Annotated in this window: 21 protein-coding genes; 14 read left to right on the top strand and 7 right to left on the bottom strand. The window is 47.0% G+C overall.

All coding sequences use genetic code 11. From position 1 onward, the window contains the following. Positions 1–484 precede the first annotated feature (484 nt). Both EL84_RS00860 and EL84_RS00855 read right to left on the bottom strand, forming a co-directional pair. Positions 485–1,057: a TetR/AcrR family transcriptional regulator gene (locus EL84_RS00860; protein ID WP_036607476.1), complete on the bottom strand. Its 573-nt coding sequence runs from the start codon at positions 1,055–1,057 to the stop codon at positions 485–487. Then, positions 1,054–1,785, bottom strand: coding sequence for an MBL fold metallo-hydrolase (locus EL84_RS00855; RefSeq protein WP_047840339.1), 732 nt, complete (start codon positions 1,783–1,785; stop codon positions 1,054–1,056). The genes EL84_RS00860 and EL84_RS00855 overlap by 4 nt, the downstream gene beginning before the upstream one ends. A 430-nt stretch (positions 1,786–2,215) precedes the next feature. Between EL84_RS00855 and EL84_RS00850 the strand changes: the two genes are divergently transcribed. The 3 genes from EL84_RS00850 to EL84_RS00840 all read left to right on the top strand — a co-directional run bounded on the left by EL84_RS00850 (position 2,216) and on the right by EL84_RS00840 (position 3,570). Further along, positions 2,216–2,680, top strand: coding sequence for an RrF2 family transcriptional regulator (locus EL84_RS00850; RefSeq protein WP_047840338.1), 465 nt, complete (start codon positions 2,216–2,218; stop codon positions 2,678–2,680). A gap of 15 nt (positions 2,681–2,695) precedes the next feature. Continuing rightward, the gene (locus EL84_RS00845) at positions 2,696–2,878 is read left to right on the top strand and encodes a hypothetical protein (RefSeq protein ID WP_047840337.1); all 183 of its coding nucleotides are present in this window, start codon (positions 2,696–2,698) and stop codon (positions 2,876–2,878) included. Positions 2,879–2,943: 65 nt separating this feature from the next. Continuing rightward, the gene (locus EL84_RS00840; protein WP_047840336.1) at positions 2,944–3,570 is read left to right on the top strand and encodes a nitroreductase family protein; all 627 of its coding nucleotides are present in this window, start codon (positions 2,944–2,946) and stop codon (positions 3,568–3,570) included. 184 nt (positions 3,571–3,754) lie between these two features. On the opposite strand, the gene EL84_RS00835 is transcribed toward EL84_RS00840, so the two are convergent. Next, positions 3,755–4,438, bottom strand: a complete 684-nt coding sequence (locus EL84_RS00835) for an S-layer homology domain-containing protein (protein WP_047840335.1) — start codon at positions 4,436–4,438, stop codon at positions 3,755–3,757. A gap of 146 nt (positions 4,439–4,584) precedes the next feature. Continuing rightward, entirely contained in the window at positions 4,585–5,445 is an 861-nt protein-coding gene (locus EL84_RS00830) for an AraC family transcriptional regulator (RefSeq protein ID WP_053061333.1), read from the bottom strand. A 235-nt stretch (positions 5,446–5,680) separates the two neighbouring features. On the opposite strand from EL84_RS00830, the gene EL84_RS00825 reads away from it, so the two are divergent. The 6 genes from EL84_RS00825 (at position 5,681) to EL84_RS00800 (ending at position 12,799) form a co-directional block, all read left to right on the top strand. Continuing rightward, the gene (locus tag EL84_RS00825; RefSeq protein ID WP_047840333.1) at positions 5,681–6,736 is read left to right on the top strand and encodes a lactonase family protein; all 1,056 of its coding nucleotides are present in this window, start codon (positions 5,681–5,683) and stop codon (positions 6,734–6,736) included. Positions 6,737–7,235: 499 nt separating this feature from the next. Continuing rightward, on the top strand, positions 7,236–8,981 hold the full coding sequence (locus EL84_RS00820) for a rhamnogalacturonan lyase (protein ID WP_207765585.1): 1,746 nt from the start codon (positions 7,236–7,238) through the stop codon (positions 8,979–8,981). A 475-nt stretch (positions 8,982–9,456) separates the two neighbouring features. After that, a complete protein-coding gene (locus EL84_RS00815; protein ID WP_047840331.1) occupies positions 9,457–10,536 on the top strand; it encodes a sulfate ABC transporter substrate-binding protein in 1,080 nt (359 codons plus the stop codon). An 87-nt stretch (positions 10,537–10,623) separates the two neighbouring features. Continuing rightward, positions 10,624–11,460 carry a sulfate ABC transporter permease subunit CysT gene (cysT, locus tag EL84_RS00810; protein WP_047840330.1) on the top strand — a complete coding sequence of 279 codons (837 nt, stop codon included), beginning with the start codon at positions 10,624–10,626 and terminating at the stop codon, positions 11,458–11,460. 67 nt (positions 11,461–11,527) lie between these two features. Continuing rightward, positions 11,528–12,403 (top strand): sulfate ABC transporter permease subunit CysW, encoded by an 876-nt coding sequence (gene cysW, locus EL84_RS00805; protein WP_047840329.1) that lies wholly within the window; start codon positions 11,528–11,530, stop codon positions 12,401–12,403. Between the two features lie 156 nt (positions 12,404–12,559). After that, positions 12,560–12,799 (top strand): YezD family protein, encoded by a 240-nt coding sequence (locus tag EL84_RS00800; protein WP_036607453.1) that lies wholly within the window; start codon positions 12,560–12,562, stop codon positions 12,797–12,799. A 96-nt stretch (positions 12,800–12,895) separates the two neighbouring features. Here EL84_RS00800 and EL84_RS00795 read toward each other — a convergent pair whose 3' ends face one another. Both EL84_RS00795 and EL84_RS00790 read right to left on the bottom strand, forming a co-directional pair. Then, a complete protein-coding gene (locus tag EL84_RS00795) occupies positions 12,896–14,536 on the bottom strand; it encodes an extracellular solute-binding protein (protein ID WP_047840328.1) in 1,641 nt (546 codons plus the stop codon). A 213-nt stretch (positions 14,537–14,749) separates the two neighbouring features. Further along, complete coding sequence (locus tag EL84_RS00790) at positions 14,750–17,071, bottom strand: helix-turn-helix domain-containing protein (protein ID WP_047840327.1); 2,322 nt, start codon at positions 17,069–17,071, stop codon at positions 14,750–14,752. 364 nt (positions 17,072–17,435) lie between these two features. On the opposite strand from EL84_RS00790, the gene EL84_RS32815 reads away from it, so the two are divergent. After that, positions 17,436–20,147 carry an S-layer homology domain-containing protein gene (locus EL84_RS32815; RefSeq protein WP_047840460.1) on the top strand — a complete coding sequence of 904 codons (2,712 nt, stop codon included), beginning with the start codon at positions 17,436–17,438 and terminating at the stop codon, positions 20,145–20,147. 558 nt (positions 20,148–20,705) lie between these two features. On the opposite strand, the gene EL84_RS00780 is transcribed toward EL84_RS32815, so the two are convergent. Then, positions 20,706–21,593, bottom strand: coding sequence for a hypothetical protein (locus EL84_RS00780; RefSeq protein ID WP_047840326.1), 888 nt, complete (start codon positions 21,591–21,593; stop codon positions 20,706–20,708). Between the two features lie 111 nt (positions 21,594–21,704). Between EL84_RS00780 and EL84_RS00775 the strand changes: the two genes are divergently transcribed. The 4 genes from EL84_RS00775 to EL84_RS31940 all read left to right on the top strand — a co-directional run bounded on the left by EL84_RS00775 (position 21,705) and on the right by EL84_RS31940 (position 24,239). Continuing rightward, positions 21,705–22,118, top strand: a complete 414-nt coding sequence (locus EL84_RS00775; protein ID WP_047840325.1) for a GNAT family N-acetyltransferase — start codon at positions 21,705–21,707, stop codon at positions 22,116–22,118. A gap of 158 nt (positions 22,119–22,276) precedes the next feature. Further along, positions 22,277–22,654 (top strand): hypothetical protein, encoded by a 378-nt coding sequence (locus EL84_RS00770; protein WP_047840324.1) that lies wholly within the window; start codon positions 22,277–22,279, stop codon positions 22,652–22,654. Beyond that, entirely contained in the window at positions 22,644–23,915 is a 1,272-nt protein-coding gene (locus EL84_RS00765; protein ID WP_047840323.1) for an MFS transporter, read from the top strand. The genes EL84_RS00770 and EL84_RS00765 overlap by 11 nt, the downstream gene beginning before the upstream one ends. Positions 23,916–24,101: 186 nt before the next feature. Continuing rightward, the gene (locus tag EL84_RS31940; protein ID WP_161799395.1) at positions 24,102–24,239 is read left to right on the top strand and encodes a hypothetical protein; all 138 of its coding nucleotides are present in this window, start codon (positions 24,102–24,104) and stop codon (positions 24,237–24,239) included. Positions 24,240–24,270: the final 31 nt, after the last annotated feature.

Below are 24,270 nucleotides of genomic sequence, written 5' to 3'. Positions count from 1 at the left end.
ATCTATACATGAATAGTAATAAAACATGTACTACTATGTGCATTATGATCAGAGTAAGATCCTTATCTAGTCATGTACCTGCATCCGTTTGATCAATACAATTTGGAGCTTGATCGCTCCGTATTTAGAGACCATGACACAATGTGTGTCTGGACGTGTGGAGTTCGTTAGTTGTTGTTATTCGCTCTAATTGCCGCTATAGCGTGTCCTCGGTTCGTTAGATTTTGGTCAGAGGACACCGATCATGGCATCGTGCAACCGAGGCGCCCTTTTTCTTCTGTATTAAATGAAATTATAAAGAAAGAAATTATAAAGAACACAAGCCGATGAAAGATGAATTCAAAGTGGATGTTAATGTGTTAAAAGTCATTGGCATAACTATAACATTATTACTGCCAAATCTATGGGATGTACCAGTACACGGCAATGTAAAAAGGACTGCAGATCCTCTGCAGTCCTTTTTCATGATGCAATGCGTGTCATACTAGTCCTGGTGGAGATGCCGGAGTCCGTGGAGGAAGGCGGATACGGTCAGACGCAGACTTTCGTCCGGATCAAAGTCCATGCCGAAGCCGCCCTGTGCCTCAATGGAGGCAAATCCATGGCAGAGACTGCGCAAACCACGAACGGCGTGCAATGCTTCCGCTTCGGTTAGCGGGTAGGGCTGCAAGCTGTGCAGCAGCAACTCCAGCGTGGCAGTGCTGGCCGCGGCGAGCTGTGGCTCCTCGCGATCCGGGGCATGAAATGAGGCTTCGTACAGCCCGGGGTGCTCGCGGACGAAGCCAATGTATGCCGCAGCGATGGCCTGAATGGCATCATCGCCAGTGCGGTCAGCGATAGCCGCGGTTAATGCGCGGCTAAGCTGTTGCACGGACATCAGCGCCATTTCCTGGCGAAGCCCGGGAAGTCCGCTGATGTGGTTGTAGAGCGACGGCGAGCGCACATCCAGCCGCTGTGCCAACGCGGCCAGTGTCAGCGCCTGAAAGCCGTCGCTGTCAGCAAGCTGGGTGGCGGCGCTGAGCAGAGCGCCGCGATCCAGCCCTTGCCGGGGGCTCATAGTTGCCCCCCGGCAAGATCAAACCGCTGCTGTGCATCAGCGGTTGCCGCGCGCATGGCGGCCGCGGGCTGGCGCAGCATCCGTCCGTGGCCTACAGCCAGCACGGACGGTTCCAGCTCCGCCAGGCGCTTCGCGCTGGCCAGAGCCGCTTCGCGGTTCCACGTCGCCAGCGCGGGGAACGGGAAGAGCGGGCGCACGCGGCCGGATACGGCAAGGCCGCCTTGCAGCTGGTACGCGTCGCCAGCGATGAGCACGCGGCTGCGCGTATCCATGAAGGACATATGCCCCGGCGTATGTCCTGGTGAGGCAATGGCGACCAGTGAACCAATCTGGTCACCGTCATCCAGCAAGTGGTTTGGCTGGGTGTGTACCGCTTTGGGCTTAGGCACGCCGCCGCGTACCGGGGTTTGTGGCTCACCGGGAAGAAGGGAAGTATCACCCGCCAATAGCCGGGCATCCCGTCTGGAGATGAAGACCTCGGCTTGAGGCAGTGCCTCTTTGAGACGATCCAATGCACCAATATGGTCGCTATGCGCGTGAGTCAGAATGATCTTGGTAATGGGTTTTCCAAGGGACTGGGCAGTTGCCAAAATTCCCTTAAGACTGACCGGTATTCCGGCATCAATCAGGGTTAAACCATCTTCCTCTTCAACCAGGTATACGTTCACAGGGAAGAGTCTTGGGAAAAACGTAACTTGAACGACATCAAATTCTCGGGTAATACGCATCGTTAAACCCTCCTTAAAACTAATGGTATTAGTATAATAACTAATGGGATTAGTTTTGGCAATACCTGTTGTTCATTTTATTTAAATAAAAAAAATTTAAAATAATGATGCACTTTACAAAAAAAGCGTTTTCAAATTGAAGATTACCGATTATAATAATCACGTAAGCCCTTTCATATGTCTATCTTATTGGAGCCCTTCGCGTAGCGGAAGGCTCACTTTTTTGTTCTTTTTGGATTAAAATGAAGACGGGATGTTAATCCTAGCTTAATTGTGTTGATGAGCTGTAAGTATTGGTATAACAGGAAAAATCACGTGTGATCTCCATGTTGGGTGAAAGTTGACAAACATAACTGTTATTCATATAATGACAGTTATACTTACCTTGAGTTGGAGTTCATCGGTGTTGTAAGCCGGGAAGGAGTAAGTTATGAACAGCGAATTTACCATAGCGGTGCATTGTCTTGTTTTTCTGTCGATGAGAGATGAGTGTATGGCCAATAGTGAAGATTTGTCCCAGAGTGTGGGTACACACCCGGCCAGAGTCCGTAAGGTACTTAGTGTTCTGCGCAAGCATGGTTACCTGACGACCAAGGAAGGTGCTCATGGTGGGTACTTGCTTAGCCGTCCGAGTGAAGAGATCAAGCTTGGAGAATTGTACAGACTGGTAGCTGGTGGTTCACTCGGTCCCAACTGGTGCTCAGGGGAGTCCGGTTCATCGTGCGTGGTATCTTCCAATATGCAGGATGTGATGGGGAACATTTATAATGGTGGCGAAGAGGCGCTCAGCGCTTATTTTGATCGTATATCCATTCAGGATGTGAAAGAACGCATAGGTCATGGGGAAACGTTGAACTTATCGCTGAAGGGATTATCTGCAAAGGAGAAGTCCTGACGGAGTCCACAACGAATGGTCCTCCATGAATATGGTCTTGGTTTAGTCAGGCATGGTGGACAAGTTACGGCATGGGCGTATGCTCCGGTGAAAGATCCATTGATGTTCTCAAGCGATTCCGGGCATAACCTGAACACAGATGAGGAGAGATCGTCTGCGCTGATGTTATTTTCGGAAGGGAAATCCCTGGTAGAGTAAACTTCGAGATCACCTTGCGAAAGTAAAAGAATTATAAACAAATTAGATTCTGGGGAGTGGAACACATGTCAGGCATTGAAAAAAATGAAACACTTCGCGTTATTAGCGAACGCCATGCTGTCAAAAAGTACGAAAAAGGGTTTGAATTGCCTGAAGCTGATCTCAATGCGATTCTGACAGCAGCTGCGGAAGCACCATCTTCATGGAACCTGCAACACTGGAGATTCCTCGTGATTGAATCCGAAGCAGACAAAGCGAAATTGCTGCCAGTTGCTTACGGTCAAAGTCAGATCGTGGAAAGTTCGGTTACGATTGCTGTTCTAGGAGATTTGGAAGCAAACCGTAACACCGTAATCTACGATCAAGCTGTTGAAGCAGGCGCACTGACTGCTGAGGTCCGTGACGCATTGGTTGGACAGATCAACGGTGCTTACAAAAGCCCGCAAATCGCTCGCGATGAAGCGATCCGCAATGCATCTTTTGCTTCCCAAAATATTATGCTTGCTGCACGCTCCCTGGGTTACGATACATGTCCAATCGGTGGATATAATCCACAAAAACTGATGGAAACATTTAACATTCCTGCACGATTTGTGCCAACGTTGTTGATTACTGTAGGTAAAGCTGCACAGCCAGCTCGCCCGTCAGGACGTTTGCCGTTGTCTGAAGTTGTTGTTAAAGGTTCTTTCTAAGTTAGAAAGTTAAATCTGATGATTGCATCAGTGATATAGGTATAATACAAACGGCCGCACTTTCCTGTTGAGGGAAGGTGCGGCTGTTTGGCATATTGGGGTTGTATGGAAAAGTCCACTCACGGTGACTCCAATCGAGCGGATTCACCACTCAAGTGAGTTCTTAGCTTCCATCATGAAATGATTACTTCTCAGGTATTTCCGGGATTTGTGGTGCATGGAACGATTCCATGTACTCGATTGCGTTATACATCATCACTGCTGCTTCGGCGCGAGTAATCGTTTGTTTGGGATTGAAGTTTCCGTCGGTATCCAGTTCATTGATTTTGAGAACGAGTGAACGCTGAATGGCACCTTGATACTCTGGCGTAAGTTCCTTTTCGTCGGTAATGTCCACAGGTTTGATATTAATCATCGGCAGACCGCCTTTGGCCTCGATGCCTTGCATCAGGAACAGTGTGAATTGTTCACGAGTAAGCGGTTTGGACGGATCGATACCCTGTGACATCTGAATGCCATTATATTGCGCACGGATAAATGCATCACTGTACCATACGCCATCTTTTACAGCAGAGAAGTAGTCACTTGGTACCGGCATTTTGATAAAACGAATCGTGTCCAGATTCAGATTTAGTCCGTCCGCAATCAGTTGAATGCCCTGAGCGGTATTTAACTCCAGTTCAGGTTTGAACAAGCTGTCACTCACGCCTTTGATGAATCCATCCTGATGGAGAGATTCGATTTTGTCTGCGCCTGCGATACCTTGAATATCTGTGAATTGGGCCTGCGCAGCGTTGATCGGGCCTGCACTTAGAGACAGCGTGAGCAGAGCTCCCGCAGTTAATGTAGCAAGTATATTTTTTTTCATGATAGGTTCGCCTCACTTTTCCAGGGATGATCCCTTTATATAAAAGTTATTTGCCCCTATAGACGACCCTTCTGTTCAAAAGGTTGCTGCAATTTTCCAACTGAAATTCATAATCATTCAGAAAGGGCTAAGTGAAGGCATTGCCTCTAACCTTTGGATTTATTTCGATAATCCGTGGGTGAACGTCCCATCATTTTGCTGAACAGACGGGAGAAGTAGTACGGGTCTTTGAATCCAAGCTCGGAACTGATCTGCTTCACGGTCCAATCGGTAAAATCCAGATAGCGGCAGGAATGCTGAATCTTCAGCCGCAGGAAATAATCGATGGGCGAATGCCCCGTAGCTTGCTTGAATAACTGAGAGTAATGAGGGACAGACAGCCGCGCGTGTGCTGCCAGTTCCTTGAGGGTGATTCCATTCTCCAGGTGCTCCAGCATATATTGGACGGATTGCTCGGCCGCACGTTTGCTGCTCACGATCCCACCATCTGTTCCTGTCGTCTCCGGTCCATAAGCGAGCATGCCCAGCATATAGCCAATAATCTGGGAGGCATACGTCATCGTCTGCATGGAGTAACCCGTCTCAAGTGCGCCGTAACATTCATGGAACAGCTCAAGCCATTTCTGAGCCTTGGCCGGTGGCATGGTAGTAATATGATGAGTTAACAAGGGTTCTATGTAGGATAAAGCGTGTTTCCCGCGCAGATGAATCCAGAAAATGCTCCATGGTTCAGCTGCGTTGGCTCCGTACACATGAGGGACATGTGCAGGTAAAATAACGAGGTTTCCCGGGCTGACATTATATGTCTTGCTGCCATCCAACGTATACCAGCCTGTGCCTTGGACACAGTACATCAGAATGTGTGATTCACAACCATCGGGACGATCACGGTAATGATGCTCCGCTTCGTGAAAGTAACCGATATCGGTAACATATAATCCTGACGTGACCGGATAAGCTGCAGTTTCTTGCAGCAGGGAGTCTGGAAGCACAATGAGTTTTTGCATACGAAATCCGTCAGATTTACGCTGTAGGGGTGGTCTGTTGTTAGGTCTCATACTTTGTATTATGGTGAGAGGCGATAAGGGAGTCAATGCCAGATATGAGAGCGCTCACCGGAGTTGTTCTCGATTTAGAAAGCCACGTTACAGGAAGTGAAGCAGTTGCCCGTGAATTGGGTAAGTACATACCAGTGGGAAGAATCAGAACAGTGAATATATAGGATAAGGGAGAGATTTAGATATGGAACCAGTCAAAAAACAGGAAACGCTTTTCTATACAGGTACGTATGCGTCAGCGGATGAACCCGGAATATTCCTATGTGCGTTGAATGCGGATACAGGAGAGATGCGAATCGTCAATCACATGGATGGTGTGGATAATCCGTCTTATCTGGCGCTAAGCCCGGATGGAAACTGTCTGTATGTGGCGAGTGAGACGGACGAGGGAGAGGTGTTGGTCTATCGGAGAGATGCGGCAACGAGTGAGCTGCACCTGATGGATCGAAAACAGACCAGAGGGGCTTCTCCATGTTATGTGTCTGTCTCCAAGGATGGTCAGTGGGTGTTCTCATCCAACTATAGTAGCGGCAGTGTCAATGTATTCCCGGTTGGCGATCAGGGGACGCTTGGTGAGATGAGTGCATGGGTGCAGCACACGGGAAGTGGAATCAACGAAGAACGCCAGGAAGGGCCGCATGCACACTCCATTCAACCCGATCCGTCCGGGCAGTATGCTATCGTATGTGACCTCGGTCTGGATCAGATTATTGTGTATCGCTTGGAAGAGGGACGTCTGGTTACCCATCGTGAGATGGATCAGCCACCGGGCGCAGGGCCAAGGCATCTTGTGTTCTATCCTAACTCGAAGTGGGCTTATGTGATCAACGAATTGGACAACACGGTTACGGCATTCCTGTACGATGAGCGCAGAGGAGAGTTCACTACGGTGCAGCACATTTCCACACTTCCAGAAGGGCATAAAGGAGAGGGTACGGCTGCAGACATCCGTGTATCTCCATGTGGACGTTTCCTGTATGCATCCAATCGGGGAGATGACAGCATCGTACTTTATCATATTGACCAGGAGAGCGGTGAGTTGGAAGCTGTAGAGTGGACGTCCACGATTGGGCAGACACCACGTAACTTTAATATTTTGCCAGGCGGGATTCTGGTCGTGGCGAATCAGGACAGCAATAACCTCGTAGGTTTCCAGATCAGTGAAGAAGACGGACGTCTGACTCATAACGGATTCAAGCTGGAACTGCCTCGTCCGGTATGTATTGCTCCTGTGGTATAAAAGTTGTAATACGGTGAAGTGAACGTGGAATATTACATCTGAAAAGTGGCCTATAAGCTGTGAAATCATGGAGAAACACATGGTTTACAGCTTTTTTTAGTCTTTTTATGAGAACATGGGAATCGTCCCATATCCGTGAGTCAGTTGATTGTGATTCCAGTCGACTGAAGCAATTCGAAGAACGGGCAACGGCTAGCCAAAGGATAAATCCTTTGGCTTTTTTCCTTTACCACCATCCAATTACTAAATTAGACCTATAGATGGAATTATATGTTTAATTTAAAATGAATATATTAAAGCGCTTACATAAAAAGATGGCGCTACAAGGGCATCGGGCTTACCAAACCAATTGGGGAGGCAATTGTTTATGGGGAATCGATCATCATTGTGGAAGCGCACATTACGTACAGCCGGAGTATCACTGCTAAGTTCCGCATTACTGGTTACTTCGCTTGGCCTTGGCAGCACGGCGGTAACACATGCAGCGGGAGCAAGGCAGATGGAATATCTGGATCGCGGTGTGGTGGCTGTGAAGACCGGGACAGGTGTGTTTATCAGTTGGCGGCTTCTGGGAACGGAAGGATCGAATGTATCGTTTAACGTCTATCGGGATGGAACCAAGGTGAACCCTACGCCCATAACAAACAGCACCAACCTTCAGGATGCAAGCGGGACAAGCAGTTCCAAATATACGGTTCGCGCTGTCGTCAGTGGAACGGAGCAGGCTGCTTCAGCGGCAGCGAGCGTGTGGGGCAACAACTATCTGTCTGTTCCTCTTAGTGTACCCGCAGGTGGGACAACGCCCGATGGAGTAGCCTACACCTACAGTGCCAATGATGCCAGTGCAGGTGACCTGGATGGTGATGGTGAGTATGAATTGATCGTGAAGTGGGACCCTTCCAACTCTAAGGATAACTCCCAGAGTGGTTATACCGGGGAAGTGTTTATCGATGCCTACAAATTAAACGGAACACGCCTCTGGCGGATTAGTCTGGGCAAAAATATCCGTGCCGGCGCTCACTACACCCAGTTCATGGTGTACGATCTCGACGGTGACGGCAAAGCCGAGGTTGCGATGAAAACAGCCGATGGCACCAAGGATGGCACTGGCGTGGTCATCGGGGATGCAAGCAAGGATTACCGTAATTCTAGCGGTTATGTGTTGTCTGGTCCCGAATTCCTGACGGTTTTCAATGGGCAGACTGGCAAAGCGCTCTCCACGGTGAACTACGAACCGGCTCGTGGCAATGTATCCAGTTGGGGGGATAACTACGGCAATCGGGTGGACCGATTCCTTGCCGCCATTGCTTATCTGGATGGAGAGCGCCCAAGTCTGGTCATGGCGCGTGGGTACTACACCCGCACAGTGCTCGTGGCTTATAACTGGCGGAATGGACAGCTGACCAAACAATGGACATTTGATTCCAATACCTCCGGTAACTCGGGTTATGCCGGGCAGGGCAATCATAATCTGAGTGTGGCGGACGTAGATGGAGATGGGAAAGACGAGATCGTTTATGGTGCCATGGCAGTGGATGATAACGGCAAAGGATTGTACACAACAGGGCTTCATCATGGCGATGCCATGCATTTGAGTGACCTCGACCCGGACCGCCCTGGACTTGAGGTATTTCAGGTCCATGAGACACCGTCCAATGCCGGAGTTGAATTTCGTGATGCAGGTACAGGTCAGTTAATCTGGGGAGTTAAAACAACAAAGGATATTGGACGCGGCATGGCGGCAGATATTGATCCAAGATATAAAGGTGCCGAAGTATGGGCAGACGGCAGTCTGTATACGGCCAAAGGGCAGAAACTCGGGACAACCCTGCCGTCCTCCACGAATTTTGGCATCTGGTGGGATGGGGATCTGCTCCGTGAACTGCTGGACAGCAACCGAATCGATAAGTGGAACTATGCCAACAACACAACGGTGAATCTGCTCACTGCATCCGGCGTTTCTTCGAACAACGGCACCAAGTCTACGCCGAATCTGCAGGCCGACCTGTTCGGGGACTGGAGAGAGGAAGTGGTGTGGCGGACGAATGACAGCTCAGCACTGCGGATCTATACCACAACAGCAGTTACGGACAAACGCATCTACACGCTGATGCATGATCCGGTGTACCGTCTTGGCGTCGCTTGGCAAAATGTAGCCTACAATCAACCGCCACACACCGGTTTTTATCTGGGAGAAGGCATGAGCACACCACCGGTACCCAATATCCGGTATGCAGGCAGATGAGGAGTGGACTGGCTGTCCAATTCCGTTCATGTTTCAATAGCCAGCGAAGTATGGGATTCGCTGAAGGGAGCAACGGACGCTGGTTCGTTGTTCCTCTTTTTTTACCAATAGCCCAGAAATACGGTAAAAATCGGAAAAAACGTTTGACAGGTATATAGACTGCCTTTATTATACGTATATAACTTACTAAACAGGTAGGAATAATAAAAATGAATTTGTTTTCATTGTGAAAACAGTCATTTTACAGACAGATGCAACCATGCAACCTGAACAGAATAACGTTCTCACCGTATAGACGGAGGAACACCGCAGCGCATCCTTTCCAGATGGAGCATGCACGGCCTTTAAGCCGGCATGACTTTATGGGGAGAAGTGCGCGGGGGTTCCTCCGTCTTCTTGTTTTTTTACGGGGCGTTTGATCCTGTTCAGCCGGCCTGAGGTAGTCATGCAGATCTATATCGGGGGAGTGTTATTTATGAAAAAGAGAATTCATAAGGGTATTTTGGTTGGTCTGGCACTGGTGTTAACAGGGGTACTGGCAGCTTGCGGATCGGATAGCGGCGGGTCCAGTGCAGCAGGAACATCGGGGGGATCGGAAGGCGGCACAGAAAAGGCCAAGGCCATCGAGCTGCTGAATGTTTCCTATGATCCAACACGGGAACTCTATGAGCAATATAACAAAGCGTTTGCGGCGCATTGGTTGAAAGAGAAGGGCCAGGAAGTAACCATCAAGCAATCCCATGGGGGATCGGGCAAACAGAGTCGTTCTGTTATTGACGGACTGGATGCAGACGTGGTGACGCTGGCATTGGGATACGATATTGATGCGATTGAAGATAAAGGTCTGATTAATGAAGGCTGGCAGGATAAATACGAGCATAACAGCTCTCCGTATACCTCTACGATTGTCTTCCTTGTACGTAAGGGTAATCCAAAGGGCATCAAGGACTGGGATGATCTGATCAAAGGGGATACGCAAGTCATCACCCCAAATCCTAAAACGTCCGGCGGGGCGCGTTGGAATTACTTGGCGGCATGGGGATATGCCCTTAAGCATAATAACAATGATGAAGAGAAGGCGAAGGAATTTGTTGGTGAATTGTTCAAACATGCGCCTGTGCTGGATTCGGGTGCTCGTGGGTCTACGACAACGTTTGTTGAACGTGGCATCGGTGATGTGTTGCTTGCCTGGGAGAATGAAGCTTTCCTATCGGTAAAAGAGCTGGGTCCGGACAAATTCGACATTGTCGTGCCTTCGGTTAGTATCTTGGCAGAGCCGCCCGTTGCGATTGTGGAAAAAAATGCAGACAAAAAAGGAAGTCGCGACGTGGCGGATGCCTATCTGAAATATTTGTACAGTGAAGAAGGACAGACGATTGCTGCTGAAAATTATTACCGCCCAACGCTGGACAGCGTGGAGGAAAAATTCAAAGATCAGTTCCCGGCGCTTGAGCTGTTCACGTTGAAAGATGTATTTGGCACATGGCGGGATACTCAGGCCAAACATTTTAATGACGGTGGTATCTTCGACCAGATCTATGTTCCAGGCAGCTAAGGTTGCTCTGTTCAATGAACACCTGATCAATCGCGCTGTGAGCGGCCAACCAGTCTTACCGGCTGAAGGCAGAGAGGATGAACGTGCATGAGCAAGGTGGTTGTGGCGCGGAGACGCACATTGCCGGGATTTGGATTAACGATGGGTTACAGTGTGTTCTACCTGAGCCTGGTTGTACTTATTCCACTGGCTGCGCTGTTATTTAACTCAACAGGGCTGACGTGGGCAACCATGATTGAGGTTGCGACCAATCCCAGGGTGCTGGCTTCTTTCAAGGTCAGCTTCCTGACCGCAGGTGCAGCGGCGCTGATTGATCTCGTGCTGGGACTACTCCTGGCATGGGTGCTTGTTCGGTATGAATTCCCGGGCAAAAGGCTGTTTGATGCGGTCATTGATCTGCCTTTTGCCTTGCCGACAGCGGTAGCAGGGGTTGCTCTTACGGCGATCTATGCCGGCAATGGCTGGATTGGGCAGTTTGTAGAGCCTTTGGGCATCAAGCTCGCCTATTCACAGGCCGGGATTACGTTGGCGCTGATGTTTATCGGAATTCCGTTTGTAGTTCGCACGGTGCAACCGGTGTTGGAAGAGCTGGAGGCAGAAGTGGAAGAGGCGGCTGCGACACTGGGAGCAGGGAGATGGCGGATATTCCGCACGATTCTGCTGCCAGATCTGATTCCACCGCTGCTGACGGGTTTTGCTCTGGCTTTTGCCCGGGGCATTGGCGAATATGGCTCGGTTGTATTTATCTCAGGCAATATGCCGATGAAAACGGAGATTGCTCCCTTGCTGATCATGGCCAAGCTGGAGCAGTTCGATTATGCAGGCGCTACAGCTGTAGCTTTGCTGCTACTTCTAGTTTCTTTCATCCTGCTGCTGATTATTAATTCCTTGCAGCGTTGGAGCCGAAAGGCGGGCAGAGCATGACAATGAAGCATGGTGGAATAAGGATATTAAAAGACGTCACTCACCCAAACCAAAGGAGGTGCAGCATATGGCGGGTTCTGTTCCACTGAGCCCTGTTCCACCCGTTAAGACCAGCCGTGGAACTAACCGTGCAACAACGGAAGCTCCCTGGGTCAAATGGTTGTTGATTGGACTGGCAAGCCTGGTACTCATATGGCTGCTTATTTTGCCACTGGCCATTGTGCTCATGGAGGCGTTGAAGCAGGGCTGGGGTGTGTACATCGCGGCTCTTACCGAGCCGGATGCCATGTCTGCACTGAAACTCACGTTATTAGTTGCGGCGATTACCGTACCGCTGAATACGATATTTGGTGTGGCCGCTGCATGGGTCATTACCAAATTCCAGTTCAAGGGCAAGGGACTTATGATCACCCTGATTGATCTTCCCTTTTCCATCTCGCCTGTGGTGGGCGGGTTGATTTTTGTATTGGTCTTTGGTTCGAATGGGTGGTTAGGGCCGTGGTTGTCCGAACATGATATTAAAATCATTTTTGCGCTGCCAGGCATTGTCATTGCAACGCTGTTTATTACCTTCCCGTTCGTAGCGAGGGAGTTGATTCCACTAATGGAGGACCAGGGAACCCGGGAAGAGGAAGCGGCGGTTACGCTAGGTGCTTCCGGGGGGCGAATCTTCTGGAGTGTAACCTTGCCCAACATCAAATGGGGACTGCTGTACGGTATTATTCTGTGTAATGCCCGCGCTATGGGCGAGTTCGGAGCCGTATCTGTGGTGTCCGGGCATATCCGCGGGGAGACCAATACGTTACCACTTCATGTCGAGATTTTGTATAACGAATATCAATTCTCGGCTTCATTTGCCGTAGCTTCCCTGCTCCTGATTCTGGCTCTTGCCACGTTGCTGCTCAAGAGCTGGCTTGGACACAAAGCCGTTTCAGAAAAGTGATTATGAGATGAAGAAAATACAGATTGACAGCTACTGGAAGCCCTGCTAATGTATAAACCAAGTATATAGGTTGGATAAGAATGATTTATAAATCCGTTGGATGACAGCGTACTTAGGAATATGGCGGGCAATAGCCCGAGAAGAGGAGGCGGCTCTATGGCTAAGCCGTTAAAAGTGGATGAGGTATGGTTGGACCGAATTGCCGGACAGCTGAATGACATGGAGTTTGGTTCATTGCATATCGTGGTGCACGAAGGTCAGATTGTGCAGATGGAGCGGACCGAACGTAAGCGTTTTGAAAACACGCCCTCAGGCAGCGCCTCCAAATCCGGAAGCACGGCACGAAGCAGTTCAGCCCGTTCACTACGCGGATCAAATGCGAGTGCAAAGGGATAGAGAGTGACGTGAGGGAAGCGAAGATAGGTGCATAGAAACACACAAATGTATACTTTTCAGAAACTCATGGGAAGTGTATGTTCCAGATCTTCCTACTTATTGTGCGCGACTTGTCTCCATATGCTCCTTATACCAATGATTCGCTTCAAGCAATACCTGTTGCCCACCTGCATCCATGAATTCTTTCACAAAGGTATCGAAATACCCCACAGGCTGATCGCCAGTGATGATGGAGATGTACGCTCTGTCTCTCATGCGAATCAATTCAGATGAATATTGAATCAGGGCAGGGGTTGCAACCTCCAGGCGATTATAGATACCATTCTCCGTCAACCCTGCAGATGCAGCCCACTGTTCACGTTTGTCCGAGGGTGTACCTGGAACCGTCATGCCGATACTTGAGCCGATCATATTAATATAATTCTCCATTCTGTTGTATGGGTAAAGTAAATGGAACGAGTTTGAATCTTCAGCGCTCCAATTCCAGTGTTTTCCTGGAAGGCCATACTCCATTTTGATCTGCTCCTCCGGATCGGGGTTGGCACTTACATAATCGAGTATCTCCAATATTTTCTCCAGTTTTCCCGGCTCCTTTGCAGCCTCAGCACCTATAGCAATAAAATTCATCAGCAGATTGTTCCCTTTTGAACCGCTATGTCCTTCAGGACCAATAACAGGAGAACCAAATACAACCTCTGCAGTTGCGTTCTTCTGTAACAGCTCATTAACATTGAACGAGGCTCCCACAGGGGTTTCTTGGCCATTTTCATTAAGGACACTGTAGTCTCCCTCTTGATTCCAATGATAATAGTTGCCCATCGAGGTCATCCCAATTTTTCCATTAATAAAAGCATGGGATAGATGTTTATAGCCGCCTTTATTTTCGCCGGTTATGAACTCAGGGTCGATAATCCCGTCCCGATACCACTTTTGCATATAAGTCAGGGCTTTTTTCATCTCAGGCTCCAAAGCGCCGATCACGAGTTGGTTGTTTTTTTCATTAAAATACAGTTGCTCGGTGAAAACGGCCTGTCCAAAGGCACCAAACACGACATTTAAGCCCTCTCTGGATAGGCCATACGTATCTTGTTTACCATTTCCGTCTGGATCATCTTTGGCAAAGGCATACATAACCGTTTCGAATTCATCTAATGTCTTTGGCACCTCCAGACCAAGCTGCTTAAGCCAGTCCTCTCGGTATACAACAGGGGTTCGATAGATGTTGGTCTGATTAATGGCCGGAATTCCATATAAGGAGCCGTTTATTTTTCCATACTCTAGGTAACGTGAATCATAATCGCGAATTCGCTGTACGATATTTGGCGCATATTGTTCAAGGACTTTCGGGGAGATTTCCGCTAAGACCCCTTGCATTTGATACTTAAGCAGATCATGTGGTTGTCTGATTCGGAACAGATCGGGTATTTTCCCTTGAGCAAGCTCCAGATCCAGCAGTTCCTCGTACCGCTTGTTCTCAAGGTTCCACACCTCCAGATCGACATCAAACCGATCCTCAATATATGTAATCATTTCGGCGTCTTCAGGAACAGGGATATTTTGATGCATGGTCCAGGATATCGTATACTGCGGTGCTGTATCCTTCTCAGCGCTTGCCAAATGTTCCTGCTGTTGCACTTGTGCTGTTTCTCTGTTTAGAAAGGTACAACCGCTCATCAATCCTATAAGAATAGATGTAGCAATCAATAGACATAGCGTTCTTAAATGGTTGATGTTCATAGCAGCTCCTTTCCTGATTTCAAATTCTATATAGGTTTAATCAAAGAATATTTACACGGACACTCCGATGACAGAACAACCTTCCGATCGCTGTTATTCCCAGATTTCTTTTGATTCCTTCTCTAAAGGAAGAAATCCGGGAATAAAGGCGAACGCTTCGCTTCTTCAGGTTCTTTCTGTCCTCTCCGTTTTTGTGTAAATGTTAAATTGACCCTATATAGATCCCTGCTCCATTAGACTGCGCATGAAGTTTTTTGGTGTACAGCCGTGAATTTCTTTGAACTTTTTAATGAAATAAGCAGGGGTACGGTAACCAACCGTACTTGCGACCTGCTCAACCGTAATTTGGCGTTGTGTCATGAGTTCCCGTGCGCGTTCCATTCTCTGATTCGTAACATATTCGGAATAAACAATCCCGGTTTCTTCCTTGAAAAGTTTACTGAGATATTTAGGGCTGATGAATACTTGCTCTGAGACATGATCCAGCGTGAGGTCGCCTGATAAGTGCTCGTGAATATAGGCTTTGACAGCCGAGATGGTATCCACACTTCGTACCTCGCTTCGCTTCTCCATCTGCATCACAAATTCGGTCACGAGATGAATCATCCATTCCGAATAGCGGTTGATATTGTAGAACAATGAAAATTGCTTGTACATATTCAATGAACTTGCCTCGGTGGGTTGCAGGCGCACCTGATTAATACACTCAGCGTAAATAGATAGCGTTTTTAATAAGATGATCCGACTGTATTCGGCTGAATAGGGGCCTTCTTTTATTGTCGCGACCAATTCCTGAATGGCCTGAACCGTACCTTGCACATTCCGAGTCTGCAATTTCTTTTCAAAGTTTACGAGGTATGACTCCGGGATCTCCAGACTGCTGGCTTCCCTGTTCAGAAGATCAAGATCCTGAATGGCAGACTGCTCGGGAAAGAAGTAGCTGTATCGAATCAGGGTATTCGCCTGATGATAGCTTGTGTGAATCTTCGTGAAGTGTTCTACCCATCCGCCTAACGATAGTACAAATTCCAGACCAAATCTGCTGCTCGCCTCAGCGTGAATAAAGTCTACAATGTGATCAGAGAGCGGTTCTTCGGGTTGGTTGGTACAGATGATTACTGCTATTTTGTGATCCTGCAATTCCTCTGCCAGCAGTTGAGTTCCATCCATTTCTGCGATCTCCAGTTGCTGGATCATCGTATACAACGTATGCTGCAACTGTCGTGGCTGCAGATCCTTCCACTTCTCATTGACGGGGTCAATGACAATGCAGCGGAAGCGAGAGTAAGCCATCGAAATGTGAACAGATTGCAGTTGCTCCGTAAGTTCCTCGGGTGTAAATCGGTTATTTAACATATTGAGCATGATACTATGCTTAATCATTCTGTGATTGGCCTGTAAAGTTTCTTCAAGACTATCAACTTTATTGGACAGACTGTTAAACGTTGTATCGATGAACCGATATTCGTCCTGCTTTAAGCTGGTTGGACTATCCATCCGGCTCTTGATGTTATTCATGATTCGTTTAAGAGGACTATAGTTGGCCCTGGTAAAGATGGACGACATCGCTATTCCAACCGCAACAGCCAATAAACCGAGAAGAACCGAAATCTCCTTCAAGCTATCCAATTTATAATAGAAGCTTTCATTAGGTGTGGTTGTGTAGATTCTCCATGCATTTCCTTTAAATTGATCTTGGGTAACGACATGAGAGTCATAGTTAAATACAGGTGTGAAGCTCTCATCTGAAGTATGAAAGGTGAGCAGCGACTGCGTCAGATTCTCCTCCGTGGAGCTGCCTATCAACGTTTTGTCCGCGGCAGATATGACGGTTCCGTCCTGATCGATGATTAATGTATTTGTATAGTCAGCAGGGAGCATATTTTTAATGATCTGACTGATCGCTGATTCTTTGATATCAATCGCAATCATGGCCTTACTGTCTTGTCCAGACGATTGAAACGGGTAACTATGGACATAGGAAATTAGAGGACTCATCTTGCCTTGTTCCCGTGATTCGATATAAGCATCCTGAGGCACCATGCGAGTCTTCATCCATAAGGAGCTTTCTGGAGTCTCTTTCATCGCAGTAATCCAATCCGTCGTATGATCCACACTCGAAGGCGTGTCCTCATAGAGCAATAGCCCATATACAGATGAGACGATGAAGTGGTTCTTCGTATCGTACACATGAATAGCTTCAATGAGATCGGAATAATTTTGCACCATATTTTTGAGGGACTGTTCGATGTCCAGGATTTTGCTATGGTTTCCTTTTAAGCTATCTAGATCGATACTTGCGGCGTTACCGAGTGCCAGGGACAGATAGACCTGATTCACCTTCTGGATCACGGAGCTCTCAATAGTATTGACAGTGCTTTTCAGTGACAGCTGATTATTGATTCGAATCTCTTTGCTGTATTGATGGGAGAAGAAGAGGTATAGAATGGAGCCGAAAAGAAGCGCAATGACAAGAACGACAGCAAGGTAGGAAAGAACCATCTTGGATCTTACAGTTTGAAATGGCTTATGCATTCTTTTTCCCCCTTCATGTCTCTTTTCTAAACAACTTCATCATTATATAGCAGGCCGATGACTAGAAATCATGTTGATCGAAATTTAACAAACTCCCACTCCCTAATTTACTTTCAGTTAATAAAGCGTTTACAAAAGTAGGTATTTTAATTGATAAATGTAGTATCTAACTCCATTTTTCTTGGCATATAAGCTCCGGAACGTACGATTTTGATATAAAACGGAATTTGTTCTATAGATGCGAAACGCTCCCTAATGCTACAGTAACGGCAGATCAGACATCTGTATAGAGTCTTTCTTACTCATTTGCAGATGCAGAAGCAAAAAAATAATTTACCATAACGGGAGCGTGTATTTGCAAGCCATGAGAAAACCACTTAAAAAGTCACTGGCATTACTTCTAATGTTGTCTATGGTAGGTCCGACATTTGCAGAGAAAAGTTTTGCAGCCGATCAGAAGATTCAGTTCTCTGATATTAAGGGACACTGGGCGGAAGCAAATATTCAAGCATGGGGTGATGAAGGATTAATTCGAGGTTACCTGGATCATTCATTTAAACCGAATACGTATATTACAAGAGCAGAATTTATGAATTTGGTAAACGGTGCCATTGGATATTCCGGACAAGCTAAAATTACCTTTAACGATGTGTCTGAGAGTGCATGGTATTACGAAGCAATTTCTATTGCAAATGCGAATGGATATATAGATGGATACACCGATGGCACAATGAAGCCGCAAGATCCGATCACCCGTCAAGAAGCAGCTAAAGTGATCGCTGGCATTTTGAATCTGGAGTTAAATGAAACAGCAGCGAATGTATTTAGCGATTCATCGTCTATAGCGGCGTGGAGCAAGGGAGCTGTAGGTGGAGCGGCAGCAACGAAAATTATCTCCGGATATGCAGATGGAACCTTCAAACCGCTTAATTCCATTACTCGTGCCGAAGCGGTGTCTGCGCTCGTTAAAGCTGTGGAAACAGATGCTACTACAGCTGCCAAACCAGCTAAGCCAAAGGGAACGGCAACTGTGCTGAATGTTAATCCCCCAGCAGATGAAGCTCGGTTGTCCGCCGTGAAGCACGGAGCCAATGCCGGAGACGACACCTTGAAAAATATTGCGGAAACCAATCCGTTTATTGATATTTTGGACGGTTTTGATCAAGTATGGTCCATGAACCTAGCGGATTGGAGAGATGGAACAGCGGCAACTAAAATTGGAGCTGACGGGAAAAATGCAAAGTATGGAGATGGACCGTCCCCTTATTATGACGGCTTTAAGAATGATCCAACCGTAGCTGTCGCTGATCAGAAAACATATGCAAATGAAGAGATCCGCAACAAAGCGACTTGGGAAGCCAATATCAAATATGTAGAAAAGGTCACTCAAAATCGCACAGGTGAAGAGACATTGGCAGCCTATTATGATGACCAAAGAGATAAGATCTATAGCGTGATGGAGGGCTTTGGTCCGTTGGCTAACACGTATGTAGATATCATCAAGCCAAAGACAAACGTTGAACGAACGGTGGACGAGATGAATGTGGTATTGACCGAAGAAACAGTGGAAGATGAAAGCCAAGGCATTGGAGATTGGGAAGCAAAGACGGAACTTTCAGACTTGGTCCATTTAGTTGATCTGGTTCGATTCAAAATTCCTGCCTCATCTAATCCCTCTAAATATTTCTACTCTTCCCCTAGACCGTGGAGAATGAATTCCAATGGAGAAGTGAAAGAAGTTGTTGACAGCAAGGGACTGCCTGTATGGGAAACCTTGGGCGAAGGTGAGAAAAAAGAAGTACCTCTGGCTTCAGGCGGCACCAAATCAACAGGAGAAAAACATTACCAGCAATACGAAACCAACGTTAAGCTTATTCCTGCGTTAACTTATGTCAAACGAATCGCTGAGGATGGAAGAGGAAAAGATGGCGCATTTCCGAGTGGACATACTAGTGCAGCTTACTTATCCGTATTTCCTTTGGCATACGCTACACCAGAACGATTCACTGAATTGTTAACGAGAGCAGCTCAGTTGGGCGAGAATCGAATCGTAACGGGGATGCACTCACCGCTTGATGTTATAGGAGGAAGAATACAGTCGACAGCCATGGCTGCATATGCACTTAATAAGGCTGAGAACAAAGATGTGTTAGAGAAAGGTTATGAGAATGCAGGAGAAGTATTTGGAGCTGCAGCCAAGGAAAAAAATATGAGTCTGTATGAGTATGCACATACCGTAACAGAGGATTACACGTTCAAGAGTGCTTACGATGAACACAAATGGGAAGATCATGATGCCAATAAAGCCTTCTATAGAGAAAAGATGACTTACGGTCTACCACAAACCGGAACCAAAGGTTTGGCTCCAGTTGTACCGCAAGGAGCAGAAGCTCTGTTGGAAACGCGTCAACCGTATTTAACAGATGAGCAACGCAGACAAGTATTGTATACAACATCCATTGACTCTGGATATCCTGTACTGGATGAATCCAAGGGCTGGGGTAGAATTGATCTGGTCACGGCTGCGGATGGCTACGGCGAATTCTTGAACAATGTAACTGTGGATATGGACGCTTCCAAAGGCCGCTTCAATGCACAAGACTGGTGGAGAAATGATATCACCGGTAGTGGAATGCTCACGAAAAAGGGAACAGGCACCCTTACATTGACAGGGAAAAATAGCTACACTGGCGGAACATTGCTGCAAGCAGGAACGCTGGTAGCCGAATCTGCAGCTGCTTTTGGTACAGGTGATCTGTATGTAGAAAATGGAACAGTTGTCGTTGATGTCGACGGAGCACTCAACTTAAATAGGAACTTTACCATGGATAACGGTACGTTGGAATTGGTAGTGACTGACAACAACAGTCAGCTGAATGTCGGCAGAAAGCTCTATATTGATGGAGGAAGTCTCAAACTCGACTTGTCCAACTATAAGATTGAAGGTTCTAAAGATATTACGTTAATCACGGCTAATGGAATTACAGGTGAATTCGACAGTGTAACTGCCGAAGGTTATGACGTGACTGTCACGTACGAAAAGGGACGCGTCATTGCACATGTTGTAGCCAAATAAGTGAAGTAATTATCCATGATATAAAGTGAACTAAAGAATGTCACACATGCTACTTCGATGACAGAATAACCTTCCGATCATTCTTCGCAAGACAAAATTAGTAATATAGAAAAGGGCTGAAGCTACAATGTAGTTTCAGCCCTTTTTGCGTACTTGAAGAATTTAGAGCGTGTCCTCTCAGTCGCGCTTGGAACAGAGTATGAGCAGGGATTGAGCGCAACGAATCTTGAGACACGTTATATCGAAATGTACGGCGTTGTAGAGCGTTTTTGTAGAGCGATTTTGGGAAATAACGTGTCTGAGGTTCTTTACAATTTTGAAAGAGGACGTATAGGCCAAATAAGACTTCCTGTGTTCCTTAGAAAATCGACTGGCTACTCAATAGGATCAGCCAGACGGAAGCTCGATAATTTTGGGACACTGACATCCATCATCGTATAGCATGCCGAGTAAGGAGACACGACCTGATCGGTGAAAATCCAGCCGAGGGAGGGCCAAGTCTCGTATCATCGATGTGGGTATCTAAGTTTAATCATACGGAAGCGGCTGAATCGTAGGTTATTCGTCGGTGTTGGTACCAGATGTACGACGTGTATTTCCTTCCATCTCCGTAGAGACTTGCTTCGTTGGTTCCAGATCCGTATGTCCTGCGTAGGGGCGATCACTTCGAGAGCGTGTCCCAGTCAACCCGAAACCTGAAGTGAATATAATCAGCTGTAGTCCAAGGGCGTAGGGCGCAGCAACAGGTCCAATCAGATGGAGCAAGGAGCATAGCGCGATCAGCAAGGAGAGCATTTTGGTTACTGTACTTGACCTATCCCGTCGTGGGCTGGCCCAGAGCAGGTAACCATATATTATGGTGATCATCAGGGAAATTGCGCGAATCCATGGCAAGATGCTGTCCCATGAGTCTACATGGACGTCCAACATCCGCTGACGAAATACCAGATCTGAAACCAGAAAACCTGTAGCCGCCAGTGCGGCTGGTTCGGCTACGGGCCGAAGGATGGTCCAGACCGCTGTGCCCCAATGATCTGCATGAGTCTCCCGGCTGAGTTCATCCGATAATACGGTGCATTCCCGTTCCAGTGCTCTGTGCATCAGTCCAAGTCGGGCAGGGTCATGATCCTTAATACAGTCACGGATCTGGTCCTGTAGCTGAGGAGATAGGTAAGATGCAGCTTTGCAGGCTAACATTGCTGTTATCAGATCGTCATGTTCGTGTTCCAATCGTTCATAATTCCGATTTTCCTGGATGGTAAGTTGTCCCAAGAGGGCTGTACTTATGTATAATGTATCTCGTATCCTTCTCATTCGCCTTTCGTGGCTGCGGCGAACTTCAGTGGCAGACCATATGTATATCCCCAGAAGCAAAGCCATGACTCCAAACAGTACAGCCACAGCGCCTGGGCGCGATGTTAGATCTTCAATCCAACGTTGAAACACACTTGTTCCTCCTTTGCACCAACTTCACGTATCATGAAACACGCTTCACGTAAGCTTTCTCTCACTATTACACAGGAAGTAGATGAATTCAAGCAGAAAGGGGCACAATTCATGGATCATGTGAGTATTGAACACACACCACCCGCAGCGGTGGAGTATCTTGCCTTACGGCAGATTGCCGGCCTTAGTGCAATGAGCAGGGAAGGGGCAGAGATTGGATTACGGAATAGCCTGTTTGCCGTATGTCTGCGTGAAGAGGATATGCTGATAGGCATGGGGCGAGTGATTGGAGATGGAGGTTGTTTCTTTCAGGTCGTCGATATTGCTGTACACCCGGATGTTCAGGGAATGGGGTATGGAAAACTGATCATGAGCGAGATTATGAATTATCTGCGTAAAGCAGTACCTGCCCGTGGTTTAGTCAGCCTGTTGGCGGATGTTCCGGCTGATCAACTTTATGCTCAATTTGGATTTGAATACACTAGCCCAAAATCGGAGGGTATGTGGTGGAGGCAGGGAGACTAGTGAACTAGTTAAATAACATACTCAGCGAACCTTTGGATAAATCCAAAGGTTTTTTGCTTTACAACCATTTATTTACAGGTATAATGTAAATTAAATCCAATTTACGATTTACAAATTACGATATACGGTTGCACTCGTGAAGAATGGAGGAAATGAATATGTACAATGACCAGAAAGCTCAGTTTAACCAGATGGTGGAACGATCTGTGGAGCAGGCGAACAAAAATCTTTCAGGAGCCAAGGGAGTTGTTTCCGTTCGATTAAGTCAGGAAGAGATTGATATCATTGATCAGCTTGTATTTCTTGAATTAGCCAAAAACCGTTCTGATGCGACTGCAATGTTGATTAGGGAGGGTATACGAACCCATCAGACCTTATTGAACGAGATACGCGAGTATACGGCCGAACTGGAACGGGTAAAAGCCAAGATACAACAGACGATTCGAGATTCAGGTTTGGTTACACGTCTGCATCGTATTAGTGATGATGAATCTGTTACGTACGAGGGAGAGGTGCGTGAAAAAGATGAAAAATGAAATTCGCAGCGACAGCTATCGAGCGGTTTTGCGCCTTCCTTCTTTTGTTGTGCTTCTTGTTGGTAGATTGATTTCTGGCGCAGGGCAGATTTTATTTTCTATGGCAACGATGTGGTACATTCTTCAATTAACAGAGTCGGCACTCGCTGCTGCACTGATTCCGATGTTGCCGTACTTGATCTATGCATTTTTGGGCATTCCCTTGGCTACGATTAGTGATCGTCTTCCCAAAAAGCAACTTTTGATCTGGACAGATATATTGCGCGCAGGCGTAGCTTGCATATTGGCTCTTTTGTTCATGACAGGATCCATGCTTCCGTGGCATATATACGCAGCCAATCTGCTCATTGCAATCCTTGGTTTTTTGTTCAATCCGGCAACCCAGACAGTCATCCCCGCTATTTTGCCAGAACCTGCAAAACAATTAGCTCCAGCCAATGCACTACTGAACTCTTCCTCCAAAACGGTTGAATTGCTTGGATACGCCTTGGGGGGCATATTGATCGCGCTCATCTCCGTTCAGTCCATCCTGTTCATCTATGCCGTTACATTTCTGCTGTCCGCCATATCCATTTTCTTTATCCGCATCCCTGTAACCAAAGTAGTGAAGCAAAAAGGAGTCTCCGGTTTTGTTAAAGATAGCATGCAGGGAATTACATTCCTGTTTTCCCGTAAAATTTTGGCCTGCTGCATTATCTTTGGAGCTATTATCAATTTTGCGGGGGCGCCATTGCACATTTTCACGCCGATTTTTGCCAATATGGTGCTGCAAGCCGGACCACAAGGCTACGGTCTGCTTCAGTCAGCCTTTGCCGCTGGCAGTATTGCAGGTTCTCTGCTCAGTGGTAAATATGCCAAACGACTCTCGCTCGCTCACTGGTTTTTGATCAGTTATCTCATCTCCGGCACAAGTTTGCTGCTCATGCCGATGTTTCCTAACCTGTATATCGCGATTGCATGTTCATTTTTGTTGATGATGGGACTTGCTCTTGTGAATGTACCCTTGGTTACTTCCATTCTTTTATCCACCCCGGAAGAAAAGAGAGGACGTGTCATGAACAGTATGGGTGTTTTGATGAGTGGCATTAGTAATCCACTTGGGTTGTTGCTGGGAGGGTGGTTCATTGAAACGTACAACCCTTCATGGGTATACATGGGGATTGGAACATTTGTTATTTGTATGGGCATGGCAAGCCTATTTGTCCGACCTTTCCGTGAAGAACGGAGCAAGCGTACCCGGCAACAAACGACCTCGATGTAGTCTGAATTCTGATGTCATATTGCGCCTCTTTTTTGTCCGAGGAAACAAGTAATTTGACATGATCAGGCGAAATAAATGGGTTTTATAAATAATTTATGTAAAATAATTCAATTAAAAAGAAGGAATATCAAATTTTATGTAGAATTTGGTTTATAAGAGGGGGAGACAAATGGGAGGTAATATATCATGGAAAACAAGGAAATTTTATCTGTACAGGATTTGATGGCACTAGAGGTTGAAGAGGATAACAACATGTTTGAGGAAACAAGCTTGTGTACAGTGTGCAGCTGGACTAGCTCACAAACAATCGTTGTCGAGAGCTAGGAACTTCTTTACACGCTCTATTCACTGAATC

Source organism: Paenibacillus sp. VT-400 (assembly GCF_001029205.1).
Classification (GTDB): domain Bacteria; phylum Bacillota; class Bacilli; order Paenibacillales; family Paenibacillaceae; genus Paenibacillus; species Paenibacillus amylolyticus.
The sequence above is the reverse complement of the archived record's forward strand: the minus strand, read 5'-3'. Positions and strand labels throughout refer to the sequence as shown.

Excerpts from the sequence above, each read along its gene's own strand:
- EL84_RS00800 (WP_036607453.1), top strand. The coding sequence starts at position 12,560 with ATGGCTAAGCCGTTAAAAGTGGATGAGGTATGGTTGGACCGAATTGCC.
- cysW (WP_047840329.1), top strand. The coding sequence starts at position 11,528 with ATGGCGGGTTCTGTTCCACTGAGCCCTGTTCCACCCGTTAAGACCAGC.
- EL84_RS00765 (WP_047840323.1), top strand. The coding sequence starts at position 22,644 with ATGAAAAATGAAATTCGCAGCGACAGCTATCGAGCGGTTTTGCGCCTT.
- EL84_RS00830 (WP_053061333.1), bottom strand. The coding sequence starts at position 5,445 with ATGCAAAAACTCATTGTGCTTCCAGACTCCCTGCTGCAAGAAACTGCA.
- EL84_RS00775 (WP_047840325.1), top strand. The coding sequence starts at position 21,705 with ATGGATCATGTGAGTATTGAACACACACCACCCGCAGCGGTGGAGTAT.
- EL84_RS00850 (WP_047840338.1), top strand. The coding sequence starts at position 2,216 with ATGAACAGCGAATTTACCATAGCGGTGCATTGTCTTGTTTTTCTGTCG.
- EL84_RS00855 (WP_047840339.1), bottom strand. The coding sequence starts at position 1,785 with ATGCGTATTACCCGAGAATTTGATGTCGTTCAAGTTACGTTTTTCCCA.
- EL84_RS00825 (WP_047840333.1), top strand. The coding sequence starts at position 5,681 with ATGGAACCAGTCAAAAAACAGGAAACGCTTTTCTATACAGGTACGTAT.
- cysT (WP_047840330.1), top strand. The coding sequence starts at position 10,624 with ATGAGCAAGGTGGTTGTGGCGCGGAGACGCACATTGCCGGGATTTGGA.
- EL84_RS00860 (WP_036607476.1), bottom strand. The coding sequence starts at position 1,057 with ATGAGCCCCCGGCAAGGGCTGGATCGCGGCGCTCTGCTCAGCGCCGCC.
- EL84_RS00815 (WP_047840331.1), top strand. The coding sequence starts at position 9,457 with ATGAAAAAGAGAATTCATAAGGGTATTTTGGTTGGTCTGGCACTGGTG.
- EL84_RS00845 (WP_047840337.1), top strand. The coding sequence starts at position 2,696 with ATGGTCCTCCATGAATATGGTCTTGGTTTAGTCAGGCATGGTGGACAA.
- EL84_RS00770 (WP_047840324.1), top strand. The coding sequence starts at position 22,277 with ATGTACAATGACCAGAAAGCTCAGTTTAACCAGATGGTGGAACGATCT.
- EL84_RS00795 (WP_047840328.1), bottom strand. The coding sequence starts at position 14,536 with ATGAACATCAACCATTTAAGAACGCTATGTCTATTGATTGCTACATCT.
- EL84_RS00790 (WP_047840327.1), bottom strand. The coding sequence starts at position 17,071 with ATGCATAAGCCATTTCAAACTGTAAGATCCAAGATGGTTCTTTCCTAC.
- EL84_RS00840 (WP_047840336.1), top strand. The coding sequence starts at position 2,944 with ATGTCAGGCATTGAAAAAAATGAAACACTTCGCGTTATTAGCGAACGC.
- EL84_RS00835 (WP_047840335.1), bottom strand. The coding sequence starts at position 4,438 with ATGAAAAAAAATATACTTGCTACATTAACTGCGGGAGCTCTGCTCACG.
- EL84_RS00820 (WP_207765585.1), top strand. The coding sequence starts at position 7,236 with ATGGAATATCTGGATCGCGGTGTGGTGGCTGTGAAGACCGGGACAGGT.
- EL84_RS31940 (WP_161799395.1), top strand. The coding sequence starts at position 24,102 with ATGGAAAACAAGGAAATTTTATCTGTACAGGATTTGATGGCACTAGAG.
- EL84_RS32815 (WP_047840460.1), top strand. The coding sequence starts at position 17,436 with ATGAGAAAACCACTTAAAAAGTCACTGGCATTACTTCTAATGTTGTCT.